The sequence below is a fragment of the Egibacter rhizosphaerae genome, from assembly GCF_004322855.1.
Taxonomy (GTDB): domain Bacteria; phylum Actinomycetota; class Nitriliruptoria; order Euzebyales; family Egibacteraceae; genus Egibacter; species Egibacter rhizosphaerae.
Genome location: NZ_CP036402.1, coordinates 4,531,804 through 4,548,505 on the forward strand (window position 1 = coordinate 4,531,804; position 16,702 = coordinate 4,548,505).

Here is a 16,702-nt window from a genome sequence, read left to right on the forward strand (position 1 = left end):
GCCACGGCGACACGCCGCTGACGCTATCCTGCCACCGACCTGACGTCCGCAGAGGCTGCCCATGATCAAGGTCCTCGCGAGCCGGCTGGGGCAGATGCTGTTCGTGCTCTGGCTCCTCGTGACCGTCGTCTTCTTCGTCGTGAACGTCGCCGGCGACCCCACCGAGAACCTCGCGCTCGATCCGAACGTGCCCCCCGAGGCGCGACAGATGCAGATCGAGCGGCTCGGCCTCGACCGACCGCTCTGGGAGCAGTACGTGATCTTCCTGGGCAACCTGCTCCAAGCGGATCTCGGCTTCAGCTTCAGCCTCTACCCCCGCGAGGTCGGGGACATCCTGATCGAACGACTCCCCCGCACCGTGGGGCTGTTCCTCGGTGCCACCCTGCTCGGGTTCGGGTTCGGGTTCGTGATCGGCCGACGCCTCGCCTGGTGGCGGGGCACGTTGCGCGAGCACGGTGTCACGGTCATCGGGGTCTTCCTGCTCACGGTGTTCCCCATCTGGGCCGCGCTCGTGATGATCTGGATCTTCTCGTTCGAGCTCGGCCTGTTCCCGTCCCGCGGGTTCCTCACGCCGGCCCTCTGGCGGGGCGCCCCGTTTCCGTCGAACCAGGTGTTCATGGTCCTGGTCGGCGGTTTGACCGTGCTCCTCGTGGGCGGGATCATGCTGCGACAAGCCGCGCAACGGCTCGACAACCCCCGCATGCGGACGTTCGTCAGCCTCGGGGGCATCGCGGGGCTCGCCGCCGTGGTGCTCGCCGCGATCGGTGCCTCACCCATGGGCCCGTACGCGGCGAACATCGCGCATCACACGATCCTGCCAACCGGGACGCTCGTCCTGCTCAGCTTCGGGGGCACGATGCTGCTGACCCGCACCTCGATGCTGGAGACGATGCAGGAGGACTACGTCCTCACCGCCAGGGCCAAGGGGTTGCCGGAGTCGACAGTGCGGAACAAGCACGTCGCCCGGACGGCGCTCCTGCCCGTCGTGGCATCGCTCATGCTGAGCCTCGTCGCGGTGCTCACCGGGAGCATCGTGTTCGAGCGCGTGTTCTCGTGGCCCGGCATCGGCCTCACGTTCATCGAGGCCTCCACGAGCGGCGACGTCCCGTTGACCATCGGAGTCCTCGTGAGCTACGGGGTCATCTTCATGATCACGCATTTCCTTCTTGACGTCGTATACACGTACCTGGATCCGCGGATCCGGTACTGAGGGGGGGCGCATGGCGACGTCCGCGGAGGATCAGCGCAACCGGGTCGAGGCACCGGCCGCCCGCACCGCCGAACCGTTCGGGGCCGGTCCACCGGCCGGACCGCTCGGGCGCCGCACTCGGCTGCGCAACCGGTGGCGCGTGTTCCGACAGACCTTCGGCGAGAACTGGCTGCGGTTCAAGAAGAACCGCATCGGGGTCGTTGGCCTCGTGCTGATCGTCGTCTTCGCCCTGATGGCGGTCCTGCACCCGATCCTCATGACGACGGTGTGGGAGGACGACGTCTACGACCCGGTCACGGGACACAGCGCCCAGGAGTACGAGGTCACCGTCGTCGAGGAGGCCGGGGACATCGAGGACGCGGCAACCCAGCTCGACCTCGAGCGCGTGCAGCTGCGTCACGATCCCACCGCCCAGGTCGGCGACACGGTCATGATCGACGAGCAACCCGCGCCGCCGTCGTTCGCGCACCCGCTCGGCACGGATCCCCTGGGCCGCGACGTGATGAGCCAACTCATGTTCGGCGCGCAGATCGCGTTCGCGATGGCGGCTGTGGCGGCGATCACCACGGTCGGGCTCGCCACCCTGGTCGGCGCGATCGCCGCCTACTACCGCGGCTGGACCGAGACCGTGTCGATGCGGATCGCCGATCTGTTCCTCCTGCTGCCCGCGGTCCCGTTCCTCGTGTTCATCAGCGCGATCTACGGGATCAACGTCGTGACGCTCGGGCTCATCTTCGGGATCGTGTCCGGGCTGGGACCGACCGCGATCCTGCTGAAGTCACAGGCCCTGGCCGTGAGCGTCAAACCGTTCATCGACGCCGCCAAGATCGCGGGTGCGAGCAGCCGGCAGGTGGTGTTCCGCCACGTGATCCCGAATGTGTTGCCGCTGTCGTTCCTCTCGATGATGTTCACCGTCTCGGGCGCGATCAGCGCGGAGGCCATCCTCTCAGCCTTCGGTCTCATCGACGTGCCCATGAGCTGGGGGATCATGATCCAGACCGCCGACACGGCCGGCTACATCCTGCGGGGCTTCGACTTCTGGTGGTTGCTCTTCCCCGCCGGACTGGCCGTGACCCTGCTCGCCTTCGCCTTCTATCTGTTCGGACGTGGCCTGGACGAGGTCGTGAACCCGCGCCTGCGCCAGAACTGACGCCCGAGCCGTGATCGGTCCATGAGGAACCCATGACGACGACCACTCCGACGCCCGAACGCACGCGCTCGCGTCCGACCGAGCCCTTGCTCGAGGTCGACGGCCTCACCGTCCGCTACGAGACCCTGCACGGTGACGTGCAGGCGATCAACGAGCTGAGCTTCTCGATCTCCCCCGGGGAGTCGCTCGGCCTCGTCGGTGAGTCCGGGTGCGGCAAGAGCTCGGTGGCGCTGGCGCTGTTGCGCCTCCTCCCGAAGAACGCTCGCATCGACGCCGGCAGCATCCGTCTCGAGGGCAAGGACCTGCTCTCGGTGTCGGATCGCGAGATGCGGGGGCACCGCTGGAACGACATCTCGATGGTCTTCCAGGGAGCGATGAACTCGTGGAACCCCGTCTACACGGTCTTCTCGCAGATCGAGGAGGCGTTGCGGGTGCACTGGCCGGCGACGACGCGCAGCGAGGCGCGCGGGCGCGTGGCTGAGCTGTTCGAGATGGTGGGGCTGCCACCGGACATGATGGACCGCTACCCGCATGAGTACTCGGGCGGGATGCGCCAGCGAGCCATCATCGCGATGGCTCTCTCCTGCGACCCCAAGCTGATCATCGCCGACGAGCCCACGACGGCCCTGGACGTGATCGTGCAGGACCGGATCCTTGGCCAGCTCAAGCGGATTCAGTCGGAGCTCGATCTCAGCATCATGTACATCTCCCACGACATCGCCGTCATCGCCGAGGTCGCGGACCGGCTGGGCGTCATGTACGCCGGCAAGATGGCCGAGCTCGGCGACACCGACGCGGTGTTCCGTCACCCCCGTCACCCCTACAGCTGGTCGCTGCTGACCTCCACGCCCAGCATCCGCGGGCCGCTGAGGACCCTCTCGCCGCTGGAGGGTGAGCCCCCCGACCTGCGCGAACCGCTGGTGGGCTGCCCGTTCGAGCCCCGCTGCGCGCTGTCGACCGAGCAGTGTGCGACGCACATGCCGCCACTCGAGCAGGTCACCGCGCACCAGTCCGCCGCCTGCTGGCACAGCGACCAGGTCCCGGACCCGGCCGAGAAGGAGACGCTCGCGTGAGCGCCCCGCTGCTCCACATCGAAGGCGCGAAGAAGCACTTCCCCGTCGACAACCGGCGATTTCGTCCCGCCCGGCACTTCCTGCACGCGGTGGACGGGATCGACCTCGAGATCGGCCAGGGTGAGAGCCTCGGGCTGGTCGGCGAGTCCGGGTGCGGGAAGACCACGGTCGGGCGCATGCTCGTCCGCCTCGCCGACCCCACCGACGGACGCATCGTGCTGCGCTCCGATCGCTTCGACGCCGTCGATCTCGCGGACCTCGACGACAAGGATCTGAAGGCCCTGCGCCGGGACACGCAGATGATCTTCCAGGATCCGTACGAGTCGATGAACCCCCGTCGAACGATCCTCGACACCGTGACGGAGCCGTTGCGGCTCCAGGGGCTCGGCGACGGCGACGAGCGGTCCGCGAAGGCCCTGGAGATGCTGCGCCTGGTCGGCCTCAGCCCACCGGAGATGTTCGGCTACCGCTTCCCGCACGAGCTCTCCGGGGGTCAGCGGCAGCGTGTCGCGATCGCGCGCGCCCTGGTCATCGAACCGAGCTTCGTGGTCTGTGACGAGCCCACGTCGATGCTCGACGTCTCGATCCGGATCTCGATCATGAAGCTCATGCGGGATCTCGCGGACCGCCTGGGCGTGTCGTACCTCTACATCACCCACGATCTCGCGGTGGCTCGCTACATGTGCGACCGGGTCGCCGTCATGTACCTCGGGAAGATCGTCGAGATCGCGGAGACCGAAGAGCTGCTGAACAACCCCAAGCACCCCTACACCCAGGCGCTCGTCTCCGCGGTGCCCGTGCCGGACCCGAACTACGAGCGACCCGAGCCGGACATCAAGGGCGGGGTCAGCAAGCCGATCGATCCAGAGCCCACCTGCCGGTTCCTGGCACGCTGCCCATGGGCCGACACGTACTGCGAGACGCACGAGCATCCGCCACTGGAGGAACTGGCCCCGCGCCACCGGGTGGCCTGCTACCACGCGGAGCGGTGACCCGAACGTCGCGTCCGGTCGGGGCCATCACGGCTGCAGGGACAGCTCGCGGAGGTCGACACGTCCGTCGGGCCCGGGGTCGAAGCCTCCCGCGACGCGCTCCCCCACCACGAGTCGCTGCAGCGGGGCCACGAGTGGCACGAATGCCATGTCCCGCCCGAGCGCCAGTCGCTCCGCACGACCGAACAGCTCCGCGCGTTCCTCGGGGTCGAGCGCGGCCATCGCGTCGTCCAGGAGCTCGTCGATCTCCTCGTCGCGATACCGTCCCGGGTTGCCGGTCGCCACGGCCCCGTCGGCGTTACGGCTGTGCAACATCGGGATCAGCGCGTCCGAGAGGAGGGGATGCTCGGCCTGCCACCCGCTGCGGAACAGGGTCGCGGTCCCGTCCTCGATGGCGGTGAGGAAGTCAGGGAACTCCAGGGTGCGGACCTCCAGGTTCACCCCCACCGCCGCGAGATCGTCGGCGAGCTGCTCGGCGATGGGCTCGTGCCCGCCGTCGCGATCGATCCACAGCGTGAGGTCCTCGAGGTCGGCTTGGTCGAACAGGCGCTCCGCGCTCTCGGGAGCGTGCACGCACGATGGGCACGCGGACGACTGGGCGGTCGGGATCTCGCGGCTCGCCACCCCCCGAGCGAGATCGGCGTGGCCCTCGAACCCGATCTCGGCGATCCGCTCCCGATCGACCGCGAACGAGAGCGCCCGGCGGGCGCGGACATCGTCGAACGGCTCGGTCATCACGTTCATGCCCAGGGCGTAGACCTCGAGTCCCGCCGTCCGCGTCACGCCGGATCCCGACCCGTTCGGGGACAGCTCCCCGAAGACGTCGAGGGCGTCCCCGAGCGCGCTGCGCGGCACCGTCGCGACGTCGACCCGGCCCTGCTGGAAGGCGACGTAGCCGGTCACCGGATCCGTGACGCGGAAGACGAGCTCGGTGGGGCCGTCGCCGAGGAGCGCCGCGTCGGCCGCGCGAAGACGCAGGAACTCGCCCGGCGACCACGGTTCGGCGAGCTCGAACGCGCCGTTGCCGAGGGGGTCACGCGCGAACGCCTCGGGCTCGTGCTCCCAGCGGTCGGCCGGGACGGGCGCCAGGGCGGGATGCGCCAGCAGCGCCGGGAAGTCCGCGCGCGGCCGGTCGAGCAGGACCTGAACCGTCCAGCGGTTGGGGGTGCTCAGGCCCTCGAGCGAGTCGGTCTCGCCGCGGGCGAACTCGTCGTAACCGATCACGTCGCCGAGATGGGGGGGTTGCTCACCGTCCCGGATGCCGGCCTGCCAGGAGGTCCGCACGTCCTCGGACGTCACCGGGGTGCCGTCATGGAATCGCGCGTTGCGATCGAGGAAGAAGGTCCACGCTAGGGCCTGCTCGTCGCTGCGCCAGGAATCGGCGACGAGCGGCTCGGGCCGACCCTCGTCGTCCAAGGCGATGAGGCCGTCGAAGAGCGCATCGACGACTCGGTGCCCGTCGGGGTCGCGCGCCAATGGGGGCACGATCGCGTCGGGTTCGCCGATCGCCCATCTGAGCGTGCTCGGTCCTTCGTCGGCCTCTCGCTCGGTGTCCGGCTCGAGCAGCGGCTCGGTGGGATCGCCCTCGGTGGCCGGTGGGTCGGCGTCCGCGCCCGAGCATGCCGCGGCGGTCACGAGGGCCATCAGCCCGACCGCGAGGACGGCGACCGCCGGGCGCAGCGCGCGACCGGGGCGGGTCGGGCGGCACCGCGCGGGTTGCACCGTGGGTCAGGCGAGTCGGAGGGCGAGCAGCACCGTCGTCGTGGCGAAGAGGATCGCCGTGATCACGGTCATGCGATCGAGGTTGCGCTCGACCACCGTGGAGCCCGTGATCGAGCCGCCCCCGCTGCCGCCGCCGAACATGTCCGCGAGCCCGCCGCCACGGCCACTCTTGAGCAGGATCAGCAGGAGCAGCAGCATCGAGATCAGCACGTGGAAGGTGATGATCACGCCGGTGAGCACAACGGGCCTCCGGATCGACGGTGTGACGGGACGCGGCCTCGCAGCCGGCGCCGACGGGTAAGGTTACCAGCGCCAGGGCAGCCGAGCAGGGCGCGGGTGGGCGACGGACCGTGGCCTCGGCTCGCGCCCCGGGGTCCTCGCTGTTCGGGTGCTCGTGCGTCCCCGACTACCGTGTCGCGGCACCGAGCACGAACACGCCCACCTGTTGCTCCGTTTCGGTGACGGTCAGCAGGGGGCGCGTCTGACGGGCCGAGGATTGCTGGGGTGCGAGCGTGAGCTGCCAGGACTCGTCGGTGGCCCACACCATCTGCGTGGCCGTGGAACTCGCGCGTCGCTCCCTCTCTGCGAGTTCGACCCGCCCCTCGATGCAGGGGCACGCCGAGCTCGCACGCGATCGAGGCTCCGCGGCGAGGTCCCCACCGTCGGAGCCCGCCACGTCGGGCGCGTCGAACGGTCCGTCACCGGCAGGCGATGCTGCCGAGCTCCCGTCCTCGACCTGGCTCGCGACACCCCAGGCCCCGCCGATGGGGGGACCGGCGTCGGCGATGGGTGGCGCGGTGATGGCGGGTGGACCCTCCCGCTGCTCGGGAGTCACCTCGCGGAAAGTGGCGAACGCGGGCGGATCGTCGGCCTGGGCTGCCTGCGGGGTCTGCACGTACCCCACGGCGAGCGCGGCAGCGTTGAGCTGACCGACGAGCCAGGCCGGCACCACGACGGCGACCCCCAGGGCGAGCACACCGACGAACGCCGCGGCACCCAGCTCGCAGCGACGTCGTGTTCCACCGATCGTGCGCGGACGATCGACGAGCCGCTCGACCCGACCGGTGACCAGTCGGGCGGCCTCGCGGGGGCCGCCCCGCTTGCCGGTGCGGGCGGGAACCGCCGCGCACGCCACCGCGCGGTCCGCCGAGTGCGCCCGATCCCACACGGCCAGGATGCTCGAGGCGAGCGCACCCGGCTTGCCGGTCTGGGCGGCGGCGAGCTCGTCGGCGGACTCCTCCCGCTCGCGCCGCAGCCATCGGGCGGTGGTGTGGACCGGCGGGAGAAAGAACGTGAGGTCGCGGACGACTCCCGACATCAGCGCCGTCAGCGCGTCACGTCGACGGATGTGCGCCAGCTCGTGCGCCAGCAACCCCTCGACCTCGTGGTCGTCGAGCGCCGCGAGCACGTCGGGATCGGCAATGACGACCTGTCGACGGATGCCGGTGGCCACGGCGCCTCCCGGGCAACCGCGCAGCAGTCGGAGTTCGACGCGGGCCACCTCCATCTCGGCCGCCAGCCGAGCGAACCTGCGGGTGAGCTCGGCATGGCCGTCCGGGGGCCGGCCGGCCCGGACCAGGCGGGCGACCGTCAGGACGCCGAGGAGGCGGCGCCCGACCAGGACGCTCACGATCAACAGATAGGCGATCAGCAGGAGGTCGATCTCGCGCTGCGGGGTCAGGAACCACGGCTCCCCGAAGAACGCCATCAGCTGATCGGTCGGCCCGGACGCCGTGGTGGCCAGCCAGAGACGCGGCAGGAACGCCTCCCCGATCGAGACGACCCCGGCCCCCGCGACGGCGATGACCGGGGTGAGGAGCAGCAATCGGCGCGCGTGCGCGCCGCGAACGAGGCGCAGGCGGACCAGCGCCCACGCGAGGATCCCCGCGGCGACGGACCCGAGCAGGGCCCTCACCGCGAAGGACTCGGTGAGCAGCAGGAAGAAGCCGCCCGAGCCGTCCGGCACTACCCCTCCTGTTGCCGCAATCGCTCCACGCGCGAACGTAGGTCCGCCGTGTCGGCCTCACCGTCCGCGTCCATCTTCTCCACGAAGTAGCTGAGGGCGGGCTCGGGGAACCGCTCGACGAGCCAGTCGACCACGCTCGTCACGGTGGTCCGAGCATACTCGTCACGGCTGATCGCGGGACGGTAGCGGTGCGCGAGCCCGCTCGTGTCACGCTCGAGCAGTCCCTTCGAGGCCAGCCGGGCCATCGTGGTCATCACCGTGGTGTAGGCGAGGTCGCGCGTCTCCCCCAGTGCTGCGTGCACCTCGCGCACGGTCGTGTCGCCCTGATCCCAGACGGTCTCCATGACCTCGGTCTCGAGCGGCCCAAGCAGCCCCTGCAGTTCGTCTCGTCTTCTGACCATGTGTCCCTCGATTGTGTTCGCGCGCTTACGGCAGTGCCAGTCGCGGCTCCTGACGCCGAGTGCGTTGCGGGCTCCTCGTAGTCAGCGAGCTTCGCTGCGTACCGGGCTCATCGTACGAGTTCGGTGGGGGCCGGCGGAAGGCCGTACTCGGACGATGGGCCGCCTACGCCCCAACGGCGCCTTCCCGGCCGGCTCGGCAGATCGCCGCGAACCCGTCGGGATCGAGGCTGGCCCCGCCGACCAGGGCTCCGTCGATGTCGGGCCGTGCCAACAGGTCCCCGGCGTTCCCGGCCTTCACACTGCCGCCGTACTGCACCCGCACGGCCTGCGTGTCGCCCCCGATCTCGCCCACGATCCGCCGCACGGCGGCGCACATGTGATCGGCGTCATCGGGGGTGGCGGTACGTCCGGTCCCGATCGCCCACACGGGCTCGTAGGCGATCACGACCTCGTGGGGGCGGTCGAGCCCGGCGAGCGCCGCACGCAGCTGTCGGTCGACGACCTCCTCGGCACGGCCCGCGTCCCGCTCCTCCAAGGTCTCCCCGACGCACAGGATCGGGATCATGCCGTGCCGCTGCACGGCGCCGAGCTTGCGGGCGACGACGTCGTCGTCGTCGCCGAACCGGCTCCGCCGCTCCGAGTGGCCGACGAGCACGTAATCGACGGCGAGCTTGGCCAGCATCGGCGGCGCCACCGCGCCGGTGTAGGCGCCGCTGTCCTCCCAGTGCGCGTCCTGCGCCCCGAGCCCCAGCTCGAGCTTGTCCCCCTCGATGAGGGTCTGGATGCTGCGCAGCGCGGTGAACGGGGGGATCACCGCGATCTCCACCTCGGCGATGTCGCGCGGATTCAGCCGATAACTCAGCTGCTGGACGAGCTGGATCGCCTCGAGGTGATCGAGGTGCATCTTCCAGTTGCCCGCGATGAAGGGAGTGCGTGTGCTCATGCGGCGCCCTTTCGCAGGGCCGCGACACCGGGCAGGTCGATGCCCTCGAGGAACTCGAGGCTCGCCCCGCCGCCGGTCGAGACGTGCGAGACCTGCTCCGCGAGGCCGAGCTGCCGCACCGCGGCCGCGCTGTCGCCGCCACCGATCACCGTGAACCCGGTGCAGGCGGCGACCGAGCGGGCGATCCCCTCGGTCCCGGCGGCGAAGGCGTCCCACTCGAACACGCCCATGGGCCCGTTCCAGAGCAGCGTCTGGGCGTCGGCGATCGTGCTGGCGTACGACGCGACCGTTTCCGGGCCGATGTCGAGGCCCATCATCCCCTCGGGGATCTCGCTGACCGGGACGGTCCGGTGGTCGGCGTCCGAGGCGAACTCCGCCGCGGCCACGACGTCCACCGGCAGGCGCAGCTCGGTGCCGGCCCGATCGGCACGGGCGAGCAATTCGCGGCAGGTGTCCAGCTGGTCGGTCTCGACCTTGCTCCCGGCCATGTCGTGGCCCTGCGCGGCGAGGAACGTGTAGCACATCGCCCCGCCGATCAGGAGCCGGTCGACGGCATCGAGCAGATTCTCGATCACGCCGATCTTGTCCGACACCTTCGCGCCGCCGAGGATCGCGATGAACGGGCCCGGCGGGTCCTCGAGCAAGCCCTGCAGGGTCCGCAGCTCGGCGGCCATGAGCTCGCCGGCGACCGCCGGCTGGACGCGATCCGGGACCCCCACGACGCTCGCGTGCGCGCGGTGGGCGGCCCCGAAGGCGTCGTTGACGTACGCGTCGCCGAACGCGGCCAGACGGTCCGCGAACTCCGGGTCGTTCTTGGTCTCGCCCGGATCGAATCGCAGGTTCTCGAGCAGGACGACCTGCCCGGGCTCGCACGCGGCCACCTTAGCCCGGGCGTCGTCGCCCACGATGTCCCGGGCCGCGGTGACGCTCTCGCCGAGCAGGTCTCGGAGCCGCTCGGCGACGGGTCCGAGGCGCAACTCCTCCGACGGCTCGCCCTTGGGTCGGCCGAGGTGGCTCATCAGGACGACACGCGCACCCTGGTCGAGCAGCGTCCGCAGGGTGGGCAACGACGCCTCGAGCCGCAGGTCGTCGGTCACCTCGCCCTCGTGCAACGGCACGTTGAGGTCGGCCCGGACGAGGACGGTCCGACCGCTCGCGTCGAGGGAATCGAGCGCTGGGACGGGGGTCTCGGTGCGGGGTGGCTGTTCCGCCATCACCTACAGCCGCTCCCCGAGGAAGGCCGCGAAGTCGGCGAGGCGGGCGGAGTAGCCGTACTCGTTGTCGTACCAACCGAGCACCTTGACCTGGTTGCCCGACACCATCGTCTGCAGGCTGTCGAGGATGCAGCTGTGCGGGTTGCCGATGATGTCCGGGCTCACGATCGGGTCCTCGGTGTACTCGAGGATCCCGCGCAAGGGCCCGTTGGCGGCCTGCCGGAACGCGTCGTTGACCTCGTCGCGGCTCGGGGTCGCGCGCACCGTCACGACGAAATCGCTGATCGAGCCGCTCGGGACCGGGACCCGCAGGGCCATCCCATCGATCTTGCCCTCGAGGTGCGGTAGGGCGAGCGCGACCGCCTTCGCGGCACCGGTCGTGGTCGGGATCACCGACTGCGCGCCGGCCCGAGCCCTCCGCAGGTCCTTGTGGGGCGCGTCCAGCAGGGTCTGGTCGTTCGTGTAGGCGTGGACCGTCGTCATGAAGGCCTGCTCGATGCCGAACGCGTCGTCGAGCACCTTCGCGAGTGGCGTCACCGACCCGGTCGTGCACGACGCCATCGACAGCACGTCGTGGCTCGAGGGGTCGTAGTCGCTGTCGTTGATGCCGGGAACGATGGTCTTGACCTCGCCCTTGCCCGGGGCGGAGATGACCACCTTCTTCGCACCCGCGTCGAGGTGGGCCGCGGCCTTCTCGCCCTGGCTGAAGATCCCCGTCGACTCGATCACCACGTCGGCGCCGAGGTCCTTCCAGGGCAGCTTCGCGGGGTCCTTCTCCGCGGTGACGCGGATCGTCTTGCCGTTGACGACGAGGTCGTCGCCCTTGGTCTCGACGGTTCCCGAGAACCGCCCGTGGACGCTGTCGTACTTGAGCAGGTGGGCGAGCGTCGCGCTGTCGGTGAGGTCGTTCACGCCGACGAGTTCGATGTCGACGCCGCGCTCGAGCGCCGCGCGTAGGGCGACGCGGCCGATGCGGCCGAATCCGTTGATGCCGACACGGGTTGTCATGGCAAGTCCTCCTGCGGTTCCAGTGGTTGGCGGTGTGATCTGTTCAAGGGCCCCGCGTGTGTGTGCACTGCGCGCGCGAATCGTTCCTGGGCGCTCAGGGTGGTCGGTCGGTGCGGTCTCGGACGCCGGGCCCCGAGTAGCGGACCACTCGGGCGGTCGAGGCCGGTGGGCCGACGACATGCTACCCAACGACGTCCGGTGGCTCTCTGCCCGATGGTCCCTCCGGAAGCCGGTCGGTGGACCCGCGCTCGGCGGCGACCTGCTCGAGGCGCGCCAATCGCCGGTGCACGGTCGCGCGGCCCACGCCGACCAGGCGGGCCAACTCGGCCAGGCTCACGCCGGGGTTCGCGAGGCGAGCGAGCGCGACGTCACGGAGCTCCTGGGACAGGTCGTCCAACGCGCCGTCGGCGAGCAGCTGCGCGATGGCCTCGGTCTGGCGGCTCGAGGCGCTGACGGCGCGGCCGAGGTTGGCGCGCTCGGCGTTGGCGGCGCGGTTCGCGTCCGCCCGCAGCTCGCGGCGCAGGCGGCCCTCATCGAAGCTCAGGAAAGTGCCGTACGCGCCCACCTGCACGAGCAGGCGGGCGATCCCGGCTCCCGAGCGCACCGTGACCCGCCACGCGTCGCCGTGGGCGCCGTGCGCGGCATCGACGTCGATCGCGGCGAGTGCGTCGACCAGGTCGGCGGCCAGTGCCTCCCCCGGTGCGCGCAGGTCGAGGTTCGGACTGCGCCCGGGATCCGAGAGCGTCGCGGCCCCGAGCAGCGCGCCGCGCAGGGCAGCCAGACGGGCGGCCTGCCCGGAGGGCAGCCCCCCCGGTTGAGGGCGCCCCTGGTCGTCGGTCAACCCGAGCGCCGTGAGCGCCGCGCGATCCTCGACCACGACCCGCCAACGGGCCTCCCTGATGAGCCCGCCGGGACGCTGCACCTCGACGGCGGGGGGCTCGTGCGCGTGGGCGGCCACCGAGGCCCGTACCCTCCGCGCGGCGGCGGCGATCGCGCTCGCGAAGACCCAGCCGGAGCCGGTGCCCTCCTGCGAGTCACCACCCCGCCGGAACCACGCGCCGCCACACCGCAGCGCCGTGGCCACCTCGGCATCGCGTTCCTCGGGGGGATCCTCGGAACGGCGTGCCAGTTCCTCACGCAGGGCTCGAGTGAGGGTCATCGTTCTCCCCGGATCGATGCCGCCCCGCTCACACCCGGACGATCGGCGGCACCGGGAGGGCGAGGGCCGCCGCCAACCCCTGGGCGAGTCGATCCGGATCGTGCCCGGCGCCGACCGATCCGTCGGCCTCCCGGGCTGCGAGATCCACGCGCTGGACGGTGCGGGCCAAGCCATCGGGCACCGGACCGGCCACGGGCGCGGGGTCCGGGTCGCCGTCCTCCTCGCGACGGATCGGCCCGTCGTGCGCGAGCACCGTGTCCAGCGGCCGCGGATGGATCGCTTGCGCGACCACCCGGACATGCGCTGCCAGGTCGAGCCCGGCCGTCTCACCCCGCTGGGTGCGGAGGTTGGCGACGTAGATCACCGGGGCGCTCGCGCCGGCGACCGCGCGCGCGATCTCGGGCACGAGCAGTCCCGCGACGACGCTCGTGTAGAGGCTGCCCGGACCGAGGACGATCGCGTCGGCCCCGGTGAGCGCGCGGAGGGTCTCCGGGCACGCCGGCGCGTCCGAGGGCTCGAGGTGGACGGCGTCGATCCGGGCGTCCGAGCGCGTGATCCGTGCCTGCCCGCGCAGCTGTTCGCCGCCGGCGGTGGCGACCAGATCGACGGGCGTGTCGGTCGCCGGCAGGACGCGCCCCTGGCAGCCGAGCAGCTCGGCGAGGGTGTCGAGCGCGGCCACGAAGTCCCCGCCGTGCTGTTCCGCGAGCGCGACGAGCAGGAGGTTCCCCAGGGCGTGACCGGCCAGTTCCCCACGGTCGAAGCGGTGCGCGGTGACAGCGGCGAGCGGGCCGGGTTCGGCGAGCGCGAGCAGTGCCATCCGCAGGTCCCCGGGCGCGATGACGCCCAGATCGCGCCGGAGCCGACCGGTCGACCCCCCGTCGTCGGCGGTGGTGACGATCGCGGTCGGCGAGACGTCGAGACGGCGCAGCGCGTCGAGGCCGGCCGCCAGCCCGTGGCCGCCACCGATCGCCACGACCGCACGGTTGGCTGCGCTCATGTCGACGGCCCCTCACGATCGCGATGGTCGACCTGTACGGCCACCTCGTCCTGATGGTGACGGGAGATGTAACCGGCCAGCTCCTCGGCCAGCACGACCGAGCGGTGGCGTCCGCCCGTGCAACCGATCGCGACCGTCAGGTAGTGCTTGCCCTCGCGGACGAACGCGGGAACCATCAGGTCGAAGAGTTCGTACAGCTTGGCGAGGAACGGCTCGGTGGCCTCCTGGCCCAGCACGTAGTCGCGCACGGGCGCGTCGAGACCGGTGTACGGGCGCAGCTCCTCCACCCAGTGCGGGTTGGGGAGGAAGCGCACGTCGAGCACGATATCGGCGTCGCGCGGCGTGCCGTGCTTGAACCCGAAGCTGACCACGTTGACCGCCAGGCCGCCCCGACCGCGACCGAACGCATCGGTGAGCCGGTCGCGCAGGTCGTGCACGCTGGTCTGCGTCGTGTCGATCACGAGGTCGGCCTGGGCCCGCAGATCGGCGAGGACGTCGCGTTCCCGCGCGATGCCGTCGACGATCCGGTCGTTGCCGGAGAGCGGATGGGTGCGACGCTCCGCCTCGTACCGGCGCACCAGCACCTCGTCCGCGGCCTCCAGGAACACGACCATCGGGTCGAGCCCGCGCTCGGCGAGCGTGGCGAGGTTCCCCCGCAGGTCGCCGAAGAACTCCTGACCGCGGACGTCGACGACCAGCGCGATCCGGTCGACGCTGCTGCCTCGGGCGGTCGCGAGCTCCACGACCCGCTCGATGAGCGAGGGCGGCATGTTGTCGATGACGAAGAACCCGAGATCCTCGAGCACCTTCGCGGCGGTCGTCCGCCCGGCCCCCGACATGCCGGTGATGATGGCGAGCTCGGGGGCGTCGATGGCGGTCTCGGGGCCCGGCACCGGAGCCTGCGTCATCCTCGGGCGCTCCTCTCGTCGCCGAGGTGCTCGGCCTCGGCCCCCTCCGCGGCCCCTCGCCCGTGGAGGTGATCGTAGATCGTTCGCGCCAGCGTCTCGCTGATTCCTTCGACGGCGGTGAGGTCCTCGACGCTGGCCTGCCGCACGGCCTTCAGCGAGCCGAAGCGGTCGAGCAGGGCCTTCCGCCGGGCCGGCCCGATGCCCGGAACCTCGTCGAAGACCGAGCGCGTCATCTCCTTGCCGCGCACGGTGCGGTGGTAGCGCACCGCGAACCGATGCGCCTCGTCGCGAACTCGCTGCAGCAGGTACAGCGCCTCGCTCGCCCGGGGCAGCCGCACGGGGTCATTGCGATCCGGCAGGTACACCTCCTCCAGGCGCTTCGCGAGCGCGGCGACGGCCACTCCCTCGATCCCCAGGTCCGCCAGGGCCTCCCGGGCGGCCGACAGCTGACCCTTGCCACCGTCGATCAGGACAAGGTTGGGCGGATACGCGAACTTGCGCTGCTTGGTGGGCCGGGAGGCCTCTTCGATGAAGCGTTTGAACCGCCGCGTGATGACCTCGCGCATCATCGCGAAGTCGTCCTGCCCGGCCACACCTTGGATCTTGAAGCGGCGGTACTCGTTTGAGCGCGGCAGCCCGTCCTCCAGGACCACCATCGACGCGACGGAGTTCGCGCCCTGCAGGGTCGAGATGTCGTAGCACTCGATGCGCAGCGGCGCCTCGTCGAGCCCGAGGTGCTCCTGGAGGTCGTGCAGCGCCTGGCTCCGGGACGTGAAGTCCTGCGCGCGCTTGAGCTTGTGCTGGGTGAAGGCCTCGTGCGCGTTCTCGGCGATCTGGTCGAGCAGTTGCACCTTCTCGCCCCGCTGCGGCACCCGCAGGTGCACCGGCCCGCCGCGCAGGTCCGCGAGGAAGGCCTTCACCGCGTCAGCGTCGTCGGGCTCCACCGGGACGAGGAGCTCGCGCGGCAGCTGGTCTTCGCGTTCCATGCCGAGGTCGAGCAGGAACCTGCGTACCAGCTGCGAGGTGTCGAGGTCCTCGACCTTGTCGACGGTCCAGCCCTTGCGGCCCACGACGCGGCCCCGCCGCACGAAGAACGCCTGGAACGCGGCCTCCAGCTCGTCCTCGTGGAGGTTGATGGCGTCGAAGTCCTCGGGCCGGCTGGTCACCATCTGCTGCTTCGCGAGCGCCTTGCGGGCCGCATCGAGCTGGTCGCGGATGCGCGCGGCCGCCTCGAAGTTCAGCTGCTCGGCCTCGGCGTGCATCCGCTCGGTCAGCTCGTCGAGCACCGGGTCGGTGTCACCCTCGAGGAACGCGATGAGATCGTCCACGAGCTCGCGGTGCTCCTCGGGTGTCGCGTGGCCGACGCAGGGCGCCACGCACCGGCCGATGTGGTAGAGCAGACACGGCCGCTCGATGCGCGCGCAGCGCTCGTACACCCCGTCGGAGCAGGTGCGCACGGGGAAGACGCGCTGCAGCAGGTCCAGCGTCTCGCGGATCGCGTAGGCGTGGGCGTAGGGGCCGAAGTAGCGGCTGCCGTCTTTGCGGGGGTTGCGCCGCACCATCGCGCGCGGCACCTCGTCCGCGTACGTGATCGTGAGGTACGGGTAGCTCTTGTCGTCGGTGTACCGGATGTTGTAGCGGGGGCGGTGCTCCTTGATGAGGTTGTACTCGAGGTGCAGCGCCTCCACCTCGCCGGAGCAGACGATCCACTCGACGCTGGCGGCCGCCTCGAGCATCGCGCGGGTGCGCTGCCCGAGCTGGCTGAGGCCCTGGAAGTAGCTCGACAGGCGGGACCGCAGCGACTTCGCTTTGCCGACGTAGACGACGCGCCCGTGGCGGTCGCGCCACAGGTAGCAGCCGGGGTCGGTCGGGATCGTCCCGGGTTCGGGCTTGAAGGCGAGCGCGGGGTTGGAGGCCATCACCCGCGATTGTGGCACCGCTGCGCGCGATCGCCGTGCG

General features: G+C 70.9%; 15 protein-coding genes. 4 read left to right on the forward strand and 11 right to left on the reverse strand.

Translation table 11 applies throughout. The annotated features are described in order from the left end of the window. The first annotated feature begins 61 nt into the window (after positions 1 to 61). From ER308_RS20780 to ER308_RS20795, 4 genes are read left to right on the forward strand one after another with little or no spacing between them, the layout of a single operon-like run. Positions 62 to 1,210 (forward strand): ABC transporter permease, encoded by a 1,149-nt coding sequence (locus tag ER308_RS20780; RefSeq protein WP_131156743.1) that lies wholly within the window; start codon positions 62 to 64, stop codon positions 1,208 to 1,210. A gap of 10 nt (positions 1,211 to 1,220) precedes the next feature. After that, the gene (locus ER308_RS20785; RefSeq protein WP_131156744.1) at positions 1,221 to 2,360 is read left to right on the forward strand and encodes an ABC transporter permease subunit; all 1,140 of its coding nucleotides are present in this window, start codon (positions 1,221 to 1,223) and stop codon (positions 2,358 to 2,360) included. A 32-nt stretch (positions 2,361 to 2,392) separates the two neighbouring features. Continuing rightward, positions 2,393 to 3,433, forward strand: a complete 1,041-nt coding sequence (locus ER308_RS20790) for an ABC transporter ATP-binding protein (RefSeq protein WP_131156745.1) — start codon at positions 2,393 to 2,395, stop codon at positions 3,431 to 3,433. Further along, positions 3,430 to 4,425, forward strand: coding sequence for an ABC transporter ATP-binding protein (locus tag ER308_RS20795; protein ID WP_131156746.1), 996 nt, complete (start codon positions 3,430 to 3,432; stop codon positions 4,423 to 4,425). Before ER308_RS20790 ends, ER308_RS20795 begins: the two co-directional genes overlap by 4 nt. A 27-nt stretch (positions 4,426 to 4,452) precedes the next feature. On the opposite strand, the gene ER308_RS20800 is transcribed toward ER308_RS20795, so the two are convergent. The 11 genes from ER308_RS20800 to uvrC all read right to left on the reverse strand — a co-directional run bounded on the left by ER308_RS20800 (position 4,453) and on the right by uvrC (position 16,662). Further along, the gene (locus ER308_RS20800; protein WP_131156747.1) at positions 4,453 to 6,147 is read right to left on the reverse strand and encodes an ABC transporter substrate-binding protein; all 1,695 of its coding nucleotides are present in this window, start codon (positions 6,145 to 6,147) and stop codon (positions 4,453 to 4,455) included. A gap of 6 nt (positions 6,148 to 6,153) precedes the next feature. Then, on the reverse strand, positions 6,154 to 6,387 hold the full coding sequence (gene secG / locus ER308_RS20805; protein WP_131156748.1) for a preprotein translocase subunit SecG: 234 nt from the start codon (positions 6,385 to 6,387) through the stop codon (positions 6,154 to 6,156). A 166-nt stretch (positions 6,388 to 6,553) separates the two neighbouring features. Next, positions 6,554 to 8,113, reverse strand: coding sequence for a M56 family metallopeptidase (locus tag ER308_RS20810; RefSeq protein ID WP_131156749.1), 1,560 nt, complete (start codon positions 8,111 to 8,113; stop codon positions 6,554 to 6,556). Beyond that, positions 8,113 to 8,514: a BlaI/MecI/CopY family transcriptional regulator gene (locus tag ER308_RS20815; RefSeq protein WP_131156750.1), complete on the reverse strand. Its 402-nt coding sequence runs from the start codon at positions 8,512 to 8,514 to the stop codon at positions 8,113 to 8,115. Before ER308_RS20815 ends, ER308_RS20810 begins: the two co-directional genes overlap by 1 nt. A 163-nt stretch (positions 8,515 to 8,677) precedes the next feature. After that, complete coding sequence (gene tpiA / locus ER308_RS20820; protein WP_131156751.1) at positions 8,678 to 9,457, reverse strand: triose-phosphate isomerase; 780 nt, start codon at positions 9,455 to 9,457, stop codon at positions 8,678 to 8,680. After that, positions 9,454 to 10,671: a phosphoglycerate kinase gene (locus ER308_RS20825; protein ID WP_131157150.1), complete on the reverse strand. Its 1,218-nt coding sequence runs from the start codon at positions 10,669 to 10,671 to the stop codon at positions 9,454 to 9,456. The genes tpiA and ER308_RS20825 overlap by 4 nt, the downstream gene beginning before the upstream one ends. Positions 10,672 to 10,674: 3 nt before the next feature. After that, positions 10,675 to 11,679, reverse strand: a complete 1,005-nt coding sequence (gene gap, locus ER308_RS20830; RefSeq protein WP_131156752.1) for a type I glyceraldehyde-3-phosphate dehydrogenase — start codon at positions 11,677 to 11,679, stop codon at positions 10,675 to 10,677. A 181-nt stretch (positions 11,680 to 11,860) separates the two neighbouring features. Beyond that, complete coding sequence (whiA, locus tag ER308_RS20835; protein ID WP_165492293.1) at positions 11,861 to 12,838, reverse strand: DNA-binding protein WhiA; 978 nt, start codon at positions 12,836 to 12,838, stop codon at positions 11,861 to 11,863. 28 nt (positions 12,839 to 12,866) lie between these two features. Continuing rightward, positions 12,867 to 13,835, reverse strand: a complete 969-nt coding sequence (locus ER308_RS20840) for a gluconeogenesis factor YvcK family protein (RefSeq protein WP_131156754.1) — start codon at positions 13,833 to 13,835, stop codon at positions 12,867 to 12,869. Beyond that, positions 13,832 to 14,743 (reverse strand): RNase adapter RapZ, encoded by a 912-nt coding sequence (gene rapZ / locus ER308_RS20845; protein ID WP_131156755.1) that lies wholly within the window; start codon positions 14,741 to 14,743, stop codon positions 13,832 to 13,834. The genes ER308_RS20840 and rapZ overlap by 4 nt, the downstream gene beginning before the upstream one ends. Continuing rightward, a complete protein-coding gene (uvrC, locus tag ER308_RS20850) occupies positions 14,740 to 16,662 on the reverse strand; it encodes an excinuclease ABC subunit UvrC (RefSeq protein WP_131156756.1) in 1,923 nt (640 codons plus the stop codon). Before uvrC ends, rapZ begins: the two co-directional genes overlap by 4 nt. Between the last annotated feature and the right edge of the window lie 40 nt (positions 16,663 to 16,702).